At 70.7% G+C, this 12,798-nt stretch carries 13 protein-coding genes; 7 read left to right on the forward strand and 6 right to left on the reverse strand.

Translation table 11 applies throughout. From position 1 onward, the window contains the following. Positions 1 to 40 precede the first annotated feature (40 nt). From JKV81_RS19065 to JKV81_RS19090, 6 genes are all read left to right on the forward strand, one after another. The gene (locus JKV81_RS19065) at positions 41 to 1,216 is read left to right on the forward strand and encodes an ABC transporter ATP-binding protein (protein WP_202076896.1); all 1,176 of its coding nucleotides are present in this window, start codon (positions 41 to 43) and stop codon (positions 1,214 to 1,216) included. Between the two features lie 55 nt (positions 1,217 to 1,271). Further along, positions 1,272 to 2,132, forward strand: a complete 861-nt coding sequence (gene folP, locus JKV81_RS19070) for a dihydropteroate synthase (protein WP_202076897.1) — start codon at positions 1,272 to 1,274, stop codon at positions 2,130 to 2,132. Next, on the forward strand, positions 2,129 to 2,611 hold the full coding sequence (locus JKV81_RS19075) for a nuclear transport factor 2 family protein (RefSeq protein ID WP_099173578.1): 483 nt from the start codon (positions 2,129 to 2,131) through the stop codon (positions 2,609 to 2,611). The genes folP and JKV81_RS19075 overlap by 4 nt, the downstream gene beginning before the upstream one ends. A gap of 193 nt (positions 2,612 to 2,804) precedes the next feature. Then, positions 2,805 to 3,164 (forward strand): dihydroneopterin aldolase, encoded by a 360-nt coding sequence (folB, locus tag JKV81_RS19080; protein ID WP_099173577.1) that lies wholly within the window; start codon positions 2,805 to 2,807, stop codon positions 3,162 to 3,164. After that, complete coding sequence (gene folK, locus JKV81_RS19085) at positions 3,161 to 3,772, forward strand: 2-amino-4-hydroxy-6-hydroxymethyldihydropteridine diphosphokinase (protein WP_099173576.1); 612 nt, start codon at positions 3,161 to 3,163, stop codon at positions 3,770 to 3,772. The genes folB and folK overlap by 4 nt, the downstream gene beginning before the upstream one ends. Before the next feature lie 115 nt (positions 3,773 to 3,887). Beyond that, a complete protein-coding gene (locus JKV81_RS19090) occupies positions 3,888 to 4,373 on the forward strand; it encodes a DUF3180 domain-containing protein (RefSeq protein ID WP_129264268.1) in 486 nt (161 codons plus the stop codon). 63 nt (positions 4,374 to 4,436) lie between these two features. Here JKV81_RS19090 and folE read toward each other — a convergent pair whose 3' ends face one another. The 6 genes from folE to dacB all read right to left on the reverse strand — a co-directional run bounded on the left by folE (position 4,437) and on the right by dacB (position 12,082). After that, the gene (folE, locus tag JKV81_RS19095) at positions 4,437 to 5,042 is read right to left on the reverse strand and encodes a GTP cyclohydrolase I FolE (RefSeq protein WP_031091001.1); all 606 of its coding nucleotides are present in this window, start codon (positions 5,040 to 5,042) and stop codon (positions 4,437 to 4,439) included. Between the two features lie 183 nt (positions 5,043 to 5,225). Beyond that, positions 5,226 to 7,274: an ATP-dependent zinc metalloprotease FtsH gene (ftsH, locus tag JKV81_RS19100; RefSeq protein WP_124277602.1), complete on the reverse strand. Its 2,049-nt coding sequence runs from the start codon at positions 7,272 to 7,274 to the stop codon at positions 5,226 to 5,228. A 228-nt stretch (positions 7,275 to 7,502) separates the two neighbouring features. Then, positions 7,503 to 8,042: a hypoxanthine phosphoribosyltransferase gene (gene hpt / locus JKV81_RS19105; RefSeq protein WP_014155504.1), complete on the reverse strand. Its 540-nt coding sequence runs from the start codon at positions 8,040 to 8,042 to the stop codon at positions 7,503 to 7,505. A 98-nt stretch (positions 8,043 to 8,140) separates the two neighbouring features. Further along, positions 8,141 to 9,214, reverse strand: a complete 1,074-nt coding sequence (gene tilS / locus JKV81_RS19110; RefSeq protein WP_129264270.1) for a tRNA lysidine(34) synthetase TilS — start codon at positions 9,212 to 9,214, stop codon at positions 8,141 to 8,143. A 189-nt stretch (positions 9,215 to 9,403) separates the two neighbouring features. Beyond that, complete coding sequence (locus JKV81_RS19115) at positions 9,404 to 10,543, reverse strand: Rv3626c family coenzyme F420 biosynthesis-associated protein (protein WP_124277604.1); 1,140 nt, start codon at positions 10,541 to 10,543, stop codon at positions 9,404 to 9,406. 48 nt (positions 10,544 to 10,591) lie between these two features. Continuing rightward, a complete protein-coding gene (dacB, locus tag JKV81_RS19120) occupies positions 10,592 to 12,082 on the reverse strand; it encodes a D-alanyl-D-alanine carboxypeptidase/D-alanyl-D-alanine endopeptidase (RefSeq protein WP_307820578.1) in 1,491 nt (496 codons plus the stop codon). Between the two features lie 86 nt (positions 12,083 to 12,168). Between dacB and JKV81_RS19125 the strand changes: the two genes are divergently transcribed. Then, positions 12,169 to 12,663, forward strand: coding sequence for an inorganic diphosphatase (locus tag JKV81_RS19125; RefSeq protein WP_003968257.1), 495 nt, complete (start codon positions 12,169 to 12,171; stop codon positions 12,661 to 12,663). Positions 12,664 to 12,798 lie beyond the last annotated feature (135 nt).

The raw sequence follows: 12,798 nt of genomic DNA on the forward strand, positions 1-12,798 counted from the left end.
CAACATGGCCTTCACAGAACCCGCGTCACAATGGGGAATCATGATCCGATTCGAGCACGTCACCAAGCGGTACGAGGACGGCACCACCGCCGTCGACGACCTTTCCTTCGAGGTCGCCGAGGGTGAACTGGTCACGCTCGTCGGGCCTTCCGGCTGCGGCAAGACGACCACCATGAAAATGGTGAACCGGCTGACCGAACCGACCGACGGCCGGATATTCCTCGACGGGGACGACATATCCGCCATCGACCCCGTCCAGCTCCGCCGCCGTATCGGCTATGTCATCCAGCAGGTCGGTCTCTTCCCGCACAAGACGGTCCTGGAGAACACGGCGACCGTTCCCCATCTCCTCGGCTGGGGCAGGGAAAAGGGCAGGCGCCGCGCCGCCGAACTGCTCGATCTCGTCGGACTCGATCCCTCCGTTTATGGCGGCCGCTATCCCGAGCAGCTTTCCGGCGGTCAGCGCCAACGCGTCGGAGTGGCACGCGCCCTGGCGGCGGACCCGCCGGTCCTTCTGATGGACGAGCCTTTCGGTGCGGTCGACCCGGTGGTGCGGGAAAGGCTGCAGAACGAATTCCTGAAGCTCCAGGCGCAGGTCCGCAAGACCGTGTTGTTCGTCACCCACGACATCGAGGAAGCGGTCCGTCTCGGCGACCGGATCGCGGTGTACGGGAACGGGCGCATCGAGCAGTTCGACACCCCCGCCACGGTCCTCGGGGCACCGGCCACCCCGTACGTGGCGGACTTCGTCGGGGCGGACCGCGGCCTGAAGCGGCTCTCGGTCACCCCCATCGAGGAGAGCGACCTGGACCAGCCGCCGGTCGTGCACCTCGACGACCCGCTGGCGAAGGCGACCGAACGGCTGCGGGCCGAGGGCGCGCGCTGGGCGGTCGTCCTGGACGGCCAGGACAATCTGCACGGCTGGATCCCGGCGGGCGAGGGCGCGACGGCCAAGGGCACGGTCCGTGAGCACGCCCGGCGTATGGAGGCATGGCTTCCGCTCGGGGCGCCGCTCAAGCAGGCCTTCGCCACGATGCTGCAGCACGACGCCGGCTGGATCGCCGTCATCGACGGGGAGAGCGCCGGCCGCTTCCTGGGGGTGCTCACGCCGGCCCGGCTCCATGAGGCCCTGCGCCGCTCGATCGACGCGGACGCGCAGGACGTGCCGCGCGCCGAGGTCGCCGTGGAGACCGTGGCGGGCGTCGCCTCCCTGTGAGGAGCGCGCGGCGGCGGCCGGGCGGGACCCCGCCGACACGGCCTAGGCTGGCCCCATGAGTACGTTGCGAGGGCGAGGCACGGTGCGGGGTCTCCCGGAGTGGGACCGCTGTGCGGTCATGGGGGTCGTCAATGTGACGCCCGACTCCTTCTCCGACGGGGGCCGCTGGTTCGACACCACAGCGGCGATCAAGCACGGCCTCGAACTGGCGGCCGAAGGCGCGGACCTGATCGACGTCGGCGGCGAGTCGACCCGCCCGGGCGCGAGCCGGGTGGACGAGGCCGAGGAGCTCCGCCGGGTGATCCCGGTCGTGCGGGGCCTGGCCTCCGAGGGGATCACCGTCTCCGTGGACACCATGCGGGCCGGCGTCGCCGAGCAGTCCGTCGCCGCCGGCGCGGTCCTGGTCAACGACGTGAGCGGGGGCCTCGCCGACCCGGACATGATCCCGGTCGTCGCCGCTGCCGGGGTGCCGTTCGTCGTCATGCACTGGCGCGGTTTCAGCGAGTCGATGAACAGCCGCGCCGTGTACGGGGACGTCGTCGCCGAGGTCGTCACGGAGCTCCGGGAGCGCATGGAAGCCGTGGTCGACGGCGGCGTGGACCCCGGGAAGCTGGTGATCGACCCGGGGCTCGGCTTCGCCAAGAACGCCGCCCAGGACCTCGCGCTGGTCGCCCACCTCGACCGGCTGCGCGAGCTGGGCAGGCCGCTGCTCGTCGCCGCCTCCCGCAAGCGGTTCCTCGGCCAGGTCCTGGCCGGCGAGGACGGGACCCCACCGCCCGCCCGCGAACGGGACGCGGCCACGGCCGCGATCTCCGCGCTCTCCGCCGCGGCGGGCGCCTGGGCGGTCCGGGTGCACGCGGTGCGCCCGACGGCCGACGCGGTACGGGTCGCCCGCGCCGTCGAGGGAGCCGCGTGAGCGCCGCGCGTGACGAGCACGAGGAGGCCGCGGCCGACATCGCGGCGGTCGAGCAGGCCAACACCGCCTTCTACGAGGCGATGGAGCGCGGCGACCTGGACGAGCTGTCCGGCCTGTGGCTGCCCGGCGAGGACCTCACCCTCTCCTGTGTCCACCCGGGCTGGCCGGTGCTCACGGGGCGCGGGGACGTCCTGCGGAGCTACGCGCTGATCATGGCGAACACCGAGTACATCCAGTTCTTCCTCACCGATGTGGGGGTCTCGATGACCGGTGACACCGCCCTGGTCACCTGCACCGAGAACATCCTCAGCGGGGGCCCCGCCGAGGAGGGCAACGCCCTCGGGCCCCTCGTCGGACAGCTCGTCGTCGCCACCAATGTGTTCCGGCGCACACCGGACGGCTGGAAGCTCTGGTCCCACCACGGCTCGCCCGTACTGGCCGAAACCGGTGAGGAAGAGGACGAAGAGCCGACCGTCTGAGCGGCCGGAGCGGGACCGGGGGATTGGGCCCCCGCATCACGGGGTATACGCCGACACCAACCCCCTGCCGGGCCGGTCCGTGCCCCCGCGGGCGGGCGCTGTCGGTGCTCGCGGGTAGATTCGGAAGACGGCACCGCACCGCCCGCACGCGGCCAGGTGCCTCCAGAGACGACGAACAGCAGGAGTGATTCGCGTGGATCGTGTCGCGCTGCGCGGCCTCAAGGCCCGTGGGCACCACGGTGTCTTCCCCCGGGAACGGGAGGAGGGCCAGACCTTCATCGTGGACCTGGTGCTCGGCCTCGACACCCGCCCCGCGGCAGCCGCCGACGACCTGTCGAAGACCGTTCACTACGGCGTGGTCGCGGAAGAGGTCGTCGACGTCGTCAAGGGTGAGCCCGTCGATCTGATCGAGACCCTCGCCGAGCGCATCGCGCAGCAGTGCCTCAAGCACGAGGGGGTCGAGGAGGTCGAGGTCGTCGTCCACAAGCCGGACGCCCCGATCACCGTCCCCTTCGACGACGTGACCATCACCATCACCCGGAGCCGAGCATGACTGCATTTTCCACCGAGGGGCAGAGCGACCCGACCGTACAGCCGGTCCCCGCCGCAGTGGTCGAGCAGGTCGACGCGGCCGACGTCACCCTCTCCAACCCCAAACGGGCCGTGATCTCCCTCGGCTCCAACCTCGGCAACCGTCTGGAGACCATCCAGGGCGCCATCGACGCCCTGGAGGACACCCCCGGCCTCCGGGTCAAAGCGGTCTCCCCGGTCTACGAGACGGAGCCCTGGGGCGTCGAGCCGGGCTCCCAGCCCTCGTACTTCAACGCGGTGATCGTCGTGAAGACGACTCTGCCCCCCTCCTCGCTGCTGGAGCGCGGCCAAGCCATCGAGGAGGCCTTCGACCGGGTCCGCGAGGAGCGCTGGGGACCGCGCACCATCGACGTCGACATCGTGTCGTACGCCGAGGTGGTCTCCGACGATCCGCTCCTGACCCTGCCGCACCCGCGCGCCCGTGAGCGCGCCTTCGTCCTGGCCCCCTGGCACGACGTGGACCCGGAGGCCCAGCTTCCCGGCGCGGGCCCGGTCGCCGACCTGCTGGCCGGTGTCGGCCGCGACGGAGTGCTCCCCCGGCCCGACCTGGAACTCCGCCTCCCCGAGTAGTCGTTAGGCTCAAGGACGACCGGTCACGGACGACCGCCCCAGGGGCGGCCGGTCCACGGGCGGACGACACGGGCGGACGACACGCGCAGCGCGGCGACGAAGGGCGGCACTCTCGGTGAAGCAACTACGGCTCGGCCTCCTGGCCGGACTCTTCGCCGGAGCCGGCGTGCTGTCCTGGGGCGGAGCCCGCCTCTGGGACTCCCTGGGGACCCTGCCGAGCGTGCCGCTCGCCGCGTCCATCGTGCTGGCCGTGATCGCCGTCATCCTGCTGGCCACGGCGCTGTCGATCCGGGCACGGCTGCGGGCACAGCGGGAGCGCCGCCCCGGAGCGAAGGGTGTCGAGCCGATGATGGCGGCCCGCGCCGTGGTCTTCGGCCAGGCGAGCGCGCTCGTCGCCGCACTGGTCGCCGGAATGTACGGCGGCACGGGCGTCTTCCTGCTCAGCTTCCTCGACGTCCCGCCCCGGCGCGATCAGGCCATCTACGCGGGCGCCGCCGTCCTGGCCGGCATCGGGGTCATCGCCGCGGCCTTCTTCCTCGAACGGGTCTGCAAGCTCCCGGAGAACGGGGACGACGACTCGCACACTGCCCAGGCCGCCTGAGGGCCCAGGCCACCGGAGGACCCGCCGCCCCACGTCCAGGAGCCGTCCCGGGCCCCTCTCCGGCTAGCGCGCCATGATCAGGCTCATCGCCTCGGCGCGCGTGGCCGGGTCGCGCAGTTGACCGCGGACCGCCGAGGTGATCGTCTTCGCCCCGGGCTTGCGGATACCGCGCATCGACATGCACATGTGCTCGCACTCGACCACCACGATGACCCCGCGCGGCTCCAGGATCGCCATCAGGGAGTCGGCGATCTGCGTGGTGAGGCGCTCCTGGACCTGCGGCCGCCGGGCGTAGACGTCGACCAGCCGGGCCAGCTTGGACAGCCCCGTGATCTTGCCGCTCGTCGCCGGGATGTAGCCCACATGCGCCACCCCGTGGAACGGGACCAGGTGGTGCTCGCAGGTGCTGAACACCTCGATGTCCTTGACCAGCACCATCTCGTCGTGGCCGAGGTCGAACGTCGTCGTGAGGACATCCTCGGGCTCCTGGTGGAGGCCCGCGAATATCTCCTTGTACGCACGTGCCACCCGGCCCGGGGTCTCGCGCAGTCCCTCACGGTCGGGGTCCTCCCCCACGGCGATGAGGAGCTCCCGAACGGCCGACTCGGCCCGCTTCTCGTCGAATACGCCGATCGAACCCTGCCCGTCGAGCGTCACCGGGTCGGTCATCTGTGCCTCGTTCCTCTGTGCAGTCACATGCGCGGACCCGCCCGCCCTCGCGGAGAATTCGGCAGGTACGACGCAGGCATACGGAAAAGCCGCGCCCCCACAGGCTAGAACCTGGGGGGCGCGGCATCCATTCCGGGCCTGGTGGAGCCCCCGTGACGGGGGCCACACCGGGTCGGGCAGGGGCTAGCTCTCGGGGCGATCCTCGGGGATCGACTCCGTGGAGCCGCCGGTGTTCTTCGTGATGTCCGTCGGAGCGATCTCCGGAGTGCCCGAACCATTGGCGGTGCCGGTGGTGAGGGCGAGCTCCTTGGGAGAGAGCACGGGCGGACGTGTCGACGGGGTACGCCGGGCGGAACCGGTCCACGCCGGACGGGCCGGGCGCTTCACGATCGGGGCGAAGATCTCGGCGATCTGCTCCTTGTTGAGCGTCTCCTTCTCGAGGAGCTCAAGGACCAGGGCGTCGAGGATGTCGCGGTTCTCGACGAGGATTTCCCACGCGTCGTTGTGCGCGGTCTCGATGAGCTTCTTGACCTCTTCGTCGACGAGCGCCGCGACCTCTTCCGAGTAGTCGCGCTGATGGCCCATCTCCCGGCCCACGAACGGCTCGGTGTTGTCCCCACCGAACTTGATCGCGCCCAGGCGCTCGGTCATGCCGTACTGCGTGACCATCGCGCGGGCCGTTGCGGTGGCCTTCTCGATGTCGTTCGCAGCGCCGGTCGTCGGGTCGTGGAAGACCAGCTCCTCGGCCGCGCGCCCGCCCAGCATGTACGCCAGCTGGTCGAGCATCTCGTTGCGCGTCGTGGAGTACTTGTCCTCCTCCGGGAGCACCATCGTGTAACCGAGGGCGCGTCCACGGGAGAGGATCGTGATCTTGTGGACCGGGTCCGACTGGGGTGAGGCCGCCGCGACCAGGGCGTGTCCGCCCTCGTGGTACGCGGTGATCTTCTTTTCCTTCTCGGACATGATCCGGGTCCGCTTCTGCGGGCCCGCCACGACGCGGTCGATGGCCTCGTCGAGCATGTGGTTGTCGATCAGCTTCTTGTTGCTGCGCGCCGTGAGGAGCGCCGCTTCGTTCAGCACGTTCGACAGGTCGGCACCGGTGAAGCCGGGCGTACGACGGGCGACCGCGTTGAGGTCGACGTCCTCCGCTACCGGCTTGCCCTTCTGGTGCACCTTCAGGATCTCCAGGCGGCCCTGCATGTCCGGGCGGTCGACGGCGATCTGCCGGTCGAAGCGTCCGGGACGCAGCAGCGCCGGGTCCAGGATGTCCGGCCGGTTCGTGGCGGCGATCAGGATGACGCCGCCCTTCACGTCGAAGCCGTCCATCTCGACGAGCAGCTGGTTGAGCGTCTGCTCGCGCTCGTCGTGACCGCCGCCCATGCCGGCACCGCGGTGCCGTCCGACGGCGTCGATCTCGTCGACGAAGACGATCGCCGGGGCGTTCGCCTTGGCCTGCTCGAAGAGGTCACGCACCCGGGAGGCACCGACACCGACGAACATCTCGACGAAGTCGGACCCGGAGATCGAGTAGAACGGCACGCCCGCTTCGCCGGCGACGGCGCGAGCGAGCAGCGTCTTACCCGTACCGGGCGGCCCGTAGAGCAGGACGCCCTTGGGGATCTTGGCGCCGACGGCCTGGAACTTCGCCGGCTCCTGGAGGAATTCCTTGATCTCGTACAGTTCCTCGACGGCCTCGTCCGACCCCGCCACATCGGCGAACGTCGTCTTCGGCGTGTCCTTGGTGATCAGCTTGGCCTTGGACTTGCCGAACTGCATGACCTTGGAGCCGCCGCCCTGCATCTGATTCATCAGAAACAGGAACACGACCACGATCAGGACGAAGGGCAGCAGGGAGAGAAGGATCGAGACGAACGGGGACTGCTTCGACGGCGAGACGGTGTAACCCTTCTCGATGTCACCGCTCTCGAACTTCTTCTGCAGCGTGTCGGCGAGCTCGACACCCTGGTTGCCGATGTAGCTCGCCTGGAACTTGCTGCCGGACTCGCCCTGGAGCTTTTCCTTGTCCTTCAGCTCGATCTTCAGGATCTGTTCGTCACCGGTGGTCAGCTTGGCCTGCTCCACCTGGTTCTTGCTGATCGCCTGGATCACCTTGCCGGTGTCCACCGTCTTGTAGCCGCCGGACGAGCCGACGACCTGCATCAACACGACCACGGCGAGGACGGCCAGCACGATCCACATGACCGGCCCACGGAAGTATCGCTTCACGTCCATCCATACGGAGCGAAGTCGCCCCGTCCCTCCTGCCCGTAGGTAAATGCTGCTGTGAGAAAAGACTGTTCTTCGGACGGTACCCCAGCATTGTCACCCGTGACCGCAGGGGAGGTCCGGTAAACCCGTCTTCGAAGGCTCCAACGGCCCGATCGCCACAAGGGTTCCCGGGAGCCCGGCCGGCTTCGGCCGTGTTCCCGCGGTTCCGCCCGTCCCGTCGGGGACGTCGCCTCAGCCGCCGTAGACGTGAGGGGCGAGCGTACCGACGAAGGGCAGGTTGCGGTACTTCTCCGCGTAGTCCAGTCCGTAGCCGACGACGAACTCGTTGGGGATGTCGAAGCCGACCCACTTCACGTCGATCGCGACCTTCGCGGCGTCCGGCTTGCGCAGCAGCGTGCAGACCTCCAGGCTCGCGGGTTCACGCGAGCCGAGGTTGGTCAGCAGCCAGGACAGCGTCAGGCCGGAGTCGATGATGTCCTCGACGATCAGGACGTGCTTGCCCTTGATGTCGGTGTCGAGGTCCTTGAGGATCCGGACGACGCCCGAGGACTGCGTGCCCGCCCCGTACGACGAGACGGCCATCCAGTCCATGGTGACGGGGGTGGACAGCGCACGGGCCAGGTCCGCCATGACCATCACCGCACCCTTGAGCACGCCGACGATGAGCAGGTCCTTGCCCGCGTACTCCGCGTCGATCTTCGCTGCCAGCTCGACGAGCTTCGCGTCGATCTCTTCCTTGGTGAGGAGCACCGACTGAAGGTCGGTACCCATGTCCTTCTCGTTCACCCGCGTCTCTTTCTCTGCCCTGCCGGACCGGACTGTTCCCCGGGCCGGACCGGCGTTTCGCCTGCACTTCAGCCGCTTGCGCTTCAGCTCTGCCGAATCACCAGTCTGCCACCCTGGCGCCGCACCTCGACGCGGCCGGGCAGGTTGATGGCGCCCTGGCCCCGCCAGCCGGTGATGAGCCGGTCGACTTCCTCGATGTGGCGGGCGAAGAGCGAACCGGCCGGGGAACCGGCGTCGATCACGGCCCGGCGGAGCACCCTGCGGCGTACCGCGGGCGGCAGGACGGAGAGCTTGGCGCACTCCAGGCGTCCGTCGTCGTCGCGGACGGAGCGGGCGGCCTCGGCGGCCCAGGTGTCGAGGGCGTCCGCGTCGTCGCGGGAGAGCTGCGCCGTGCGGGCGAGGGCTTCCACGACTCCTTTGCCCAGCGCCTTCTCCAGGGCGGGCAGGCCCTCGTGGCGCAGCCGGGAGCGGGTGTAGGCGGGGTCGACGTTGTGGGGGTCGTCCCAGACGGGGATCGACTGGACCAGGCAGGCCTTGCGGGCGGTCTGCCGGTCGAGCTGGAGGAACGGGCGGCGGTAGCGGCCGGCGGGCCCGGAGGCGGCGGCCATCCCGGAGAGCGAGCGGATGCCCGATCCGCGGGCGAGGCCCAGCAGGACCGTCTCGGCCTGGTCGTCACGGGTGTGGCCGAGGAGCACGGCGGCGGCGCCGTGGCGCTCCGCCGCGGCGTCCAGGGCGGCGTAGCGGGCGTCCCTGGCGGCGGCCTCGGGCCCGCCGTCGCGGCCGACCCGCACGGCGACGGCCTCCACCGGGTCGAGCCGCATCTCGGCGAGGCGGGCGACGACCTCGTCGGCGCGGAGCCCGGAACCGGGCTGGAGGTTGTGGTCGACGGTGATGCCACCCGCGCGGACGGGCAGCTTGCGCGACTCGAAGGCCAGGGCGGAGGCGAGGGCCATGGAGTCGGCGCCCCCGGAGCACGCGACGAGCACCAGCGGGGTGTCCGGCCGTTCGGGGAGCGCGGAACGGCGCCCGCCCGCCCCCGCTTCGGCGAACTCGGCGTGTCCGGCCTGTTCGGTGTGACGGGTGTGTTCGGTGACGACGTCGTGGAGTACGCGGCGGACCGCCAGGCGTATCGCCGCGACCGCAGGATGGGGACCCATGTCCGGTGCCCTTCGGAGTGAGGATTCGGGGGGTGCTTCCGAGCGCGCGGGACGGAGTCCCGTCACTCAGAGTGCGTCGATGGTGACAGAGCCAAGCTGTTCATCGAGCATTGCACGCCTTCCCATGCCCCTACGGTCCCTCGGATGGGTGATTGGGGTGGCAATTCCGTGCCGCCGAACCTCTCAAGATCACGAGTCTGCTTTACGGTGCACCCTCGCCACCCAGTCCGCCGGGGCGGCGATCTCGGCCTTCGTGGGCAGGGTGTTGGGGGAGGTCCACACCCGGTTGAAGCCGTCCATACCGACCTCGTCCACCACGGCCCGGACGAACTTCTCGCCGTCGCGGTACTGCCGCAGCTTGGCGTCGAGGCCGAGGAGCTTGCGCAGGGCCAGGTCCAGCCGGCTCGCGCCGCGCGCCCTGCGCTGCTGGAACTTCTCCCGGATCTCGGCGACGGAGCCCACCACGTCGGGGCCCACCCCGTCCATCACGAAGTCCGCGTGGCCTTCGAGCAGGGACATCACCGCGGTCAGCCGGCCCAGGATCTCGCGCTGGGCGGGCGTCTGGACGATCTCGACGAGGCCGTGCCCGCCGTCGTCCTCGCCCCGTTCACCCTCGGGACGACTGCCTCCCGAGAACGTCTGCGCGGCCTCGCGGAGACGTTCGAGCACGGTCATGGGGTCGACCTCGGTCTCTTCGAGGAACGACTGGATTTCGCCCTGCAGATGGTCGCGGAGCCAGGGAACGCCGGTGAACTGGGTGCGGTGCGTCTCCTCGTGGAGGGCGACCCAGAGCCTGAAGTCGTGCGGGTCGACCTCGAGTTCGCGCTCCACGTGGACGATGTTCGGTGCGACCAGCAGCAGCCTGCCGCCCCCCTTCGAGGAGGCGGGCAGCTCCCGGGTGGCGGGGGCGAAGGTCTCGTACTGGCCGAGGACCCGGGAGGCCAGGAACGACAGCAGCATGCCCAGTTCGACGCCGGTCACCTTGCCGCCGACCGCGCCGAGCACGGCGTTGCCTGGGCCGCTGCCACGGCGGTCCTGCATCTTCCCGAGCAGCGGACGCAGCAGCTCACGGAAGCCGGCCACGTTGGCCCTGATCCAGCCGGCCCGGTCGACGACCAGGACCGGGGTGTCCTCGGGTTCGTGTCCCTCCGGGATCATCCGGGTGAACGAACGGACGTGCTCCTCCGACGCCTTGGCATGCCGCCGGAGCTCCGCGACGACGGCGCGGGCCTCCTCACGGCTGATCTCCGGACCCGGCCGCACGAACCGGGTCGCGGTCGCGACCGCGAGATTCCAGTCGACCATCTCGGCACCACCGATGCTCGTCATGCGTCAACCGTACGTGAGGTGGTCGCTCCGTGGTGGGGTGTCAGCCGCTCACCGGCTCCCCCGTGTGAGCGCGGTGGCCAGGGTGTCGAGCGATGCCTCCGCGTCGGCCGGCGACGTGGTGCCCGAGGCCAGGAAGGCGAAGGCGAGCAGCCGGCCCTGTGCGTCGACCGCGGTCCCGGCGAGGCTGTTCACCCCGGTGAGGGTGCCCGTCTTGGCCCTGATCAGGCCCGTCGCCGGCGATGTGGCCTCGTAACGGTCGCCGAGCGTGCCGCTGAATCCGGCGACCGGCAGGCCCGTGAGGACGGGGCGGAGCTCCGGGTGGTCCGGTCCCGCGGCGAGCGCGAGCAGCCGGGCCAGGAGTCCCGCCGTCACCTTGTCCGCGCGGTCGAGACCGCTGCCGTCGGCGAGCCGGGCACCGGCCAGCGGCAGGCCGAGGGCCTTCAGCCGGGCGGTGACGGCGCGGCGGCTCCCGGCGAAGGAGGCCGGTTCCCCGGCCTTCAGCGCGGTCTGCCGGGCCAGCGCCTCGGCGATGTCGTTGTCGCTGTTGGTCAGGGCCCGCTCGACCAGGGCGGAGAGCGGCTTCGACAGGTGCGTCGCCACCGTCCGGGACCCGGCCGGTGCCTTTCCGGACACGGGTTCGGACCGGGTGGCGACACCGGCGTCGTCGAGGAGCTCCGCGAACGTACGCGCCGCGTCACCCGCCGGATCGTCCGTACGGGGGGCCGGTCCCCGGTCGCTCGTGTCGAGGCGGCCCTCGTCGGCCATGAGCGCGCTGACGGGCGCGATGTTCTCGTTGGGGCCGATGGGGTGAAGCGCCGGTCCGGAGTAGCGCGAGGTGTCGTACGCCAGCCGTACGGTCCCGGTGCCGCTGTCGTGCAGGGAGCGCGCCGTGTCGGCGGCCAGGGCGCGCAGGGCCGCCTCGTCCAGGGTGGGGTCGCCGCCGCCCACGAGGGTGAGCGTCCGGGAGTCCGGGGACAGCGTGACGGTCGTCTGGATGCGGTGGGCGGGGCCGAGCGCGGACAGCGCGGCGGCGGTCGTCGCGATCTTCACCGTGGACGCGGGGGTCATGGGGGTCCTGGCAGCCCGCGCGTACAGCTGTTCGCCGGTGGTCGCGTCGACGACCACCGCGGTGCGTACGGAGCCGAGGGCGGGCGTGTCCAGCAGGGGCGTGAGGACGGCGTCCAGGCCGCTCGCGCCCGCCGGGGCCGTGCCGGACGCGGTGCCGAGGGCGCTCAGGACGGCGGGCGCGCTGGCGGCGGGCTCCGGCGCGCCGGGCGCGGTCCCTTCGTGATGTGCGCCACCTGCGCGCTGCTGGACGACCGCCCGGTCCCGCTCGGCCTTACGCTGACCGGAGTCCCAGGGACCTGCGGCCAGGACGGCACCGGCGGCGACCACCAGGCCGAGCACCGCGGAGCCTGCGGCAAGTCCGAAGGCGTCGGACCCGTTTCCACGCTTCAGGTACTTCGGGACTTTCCACCCGCCCCACCCGCGCCACCTGTTCAACGGCTCGTCCGTAGGTCTCTCCACCGGCTCGGCCACCGTTGACCAGCCCCTTTCGCGAGCACTCATCTGCGTGAGGGACACTTAACCACCAGTCGTATGTGTTGATCATGGAGGAGCCACCCGTGGAGTTCGACGTCACCATCGAGATCCCGAAGGGTTCGCGGAACAAGTACGAGGTGGACCACGAGACCGGTCGGATCCGCCTGGACCGTCGACTCTTCACCTCGACCAGCTACCCGGCCGACTACGGGTTCGTGGAGAACACCCTCGGCGAGGACGGTGACCCGCTCGACGCGCTGGTCATCCTGGACGAGCCGACCTTCCCCGGATGCCTCATCAAGTGCCGCGCCATCGGCATGTTCCGGATGACCGACGAGGCCGGCGGCGACGACAAGCTGCTGTGCGTCCCGGCGTCCGACCCCCGGGTGGAGCACCTGCGCGACATCCACCACGTGTCGGAGTTCGACCGCCTGGAGATCCAGCACTTCTTCGAGGTCTACAAGGACCTGGAGCCCGGCAAGTCCGTCGAGGGCGCCGACTGGGTCGGCCGCGCCGAGGCCGAGGCCGAGATCGAGGCCTCCTACAAGCGCCTCGAGGCGCAGGGCGGCGCGCACTGACGTAGTCCCGGGCCTCCGCCCAGGAGCGGAGGCGCGCGGATCACGGCGCACGGGGCCCGACCGGCCCAGCACCGCGTACGAACGACGGGCGGCGCACCTTCACCGGTGCGCCGCCCGTTGCGTGTGGCGGCCCAT

It is taken from the genome of Streptomyces silvae, from assembly GCF_016745505.1.
GTDB classification, from domain to species: Bacteria; Actinomycetota; Actinomycetes; order Streptomycetales; family Streptomycetaceae; genus Streptomyces; species Streptomyces silvae.

Bases quoted from the DNA above. Each gene is read 5' to 3' on its own strand.
- folE (WP_031091001.1), bottom strand. From the start codon at position 5,042: ATGACCGACCCGGTGACGCTCGACGGGCAGGGTTCGATCGGCGTATTC.
- JKV81_RS19115 (WP_124277604.1), bottom strand. From the start codon at position 10,543: ATGACGAGCATCGGTGGTGCCGAGATGGTCGACTGGAATCTCGCGGTC.
- hpt (WP_014155504.1), bottom strand. From the start codon at position 8,042: ATGGGTACCGACCTTCAGTCGGTGCTCCTCACCAAGGAAGAGATCGAC.
- tilS (WP_129264270.1), bottom strand. From the start codon at position 9,214: ATGGGTCCCCATCCTGCGGTCGCGGCGATACGCCTGGCGGTCCGCCGC.
- folK (WP_099173576.1), top strand. From the start codon at position 3,161: ATGACTGCATTTTCCACCGAGGGGCAGAGCGACCCGACCGTACAGCCG.
- ftsH (WP_124277602.1), bottom strand. From the start codon at position 7,274: ATGGACGTGAAGCGATACTTCCGTGGGCCGGTCATGTGGATCGTGCTG.
- folP (WP_202076897.1), top strand. From the start codon at position 1,272: ATGAGTACGTTGCGAGGGCGAGGCACGGTGCGGGGTCTCCCGGAGTGG.
- JKV81_RS19065 (WP_202076896.1), top strand. From the start codon at position 41: ATGATCCGATTCGAGCACGTCACCAAGCGGTACGAGGACGGCACCACC.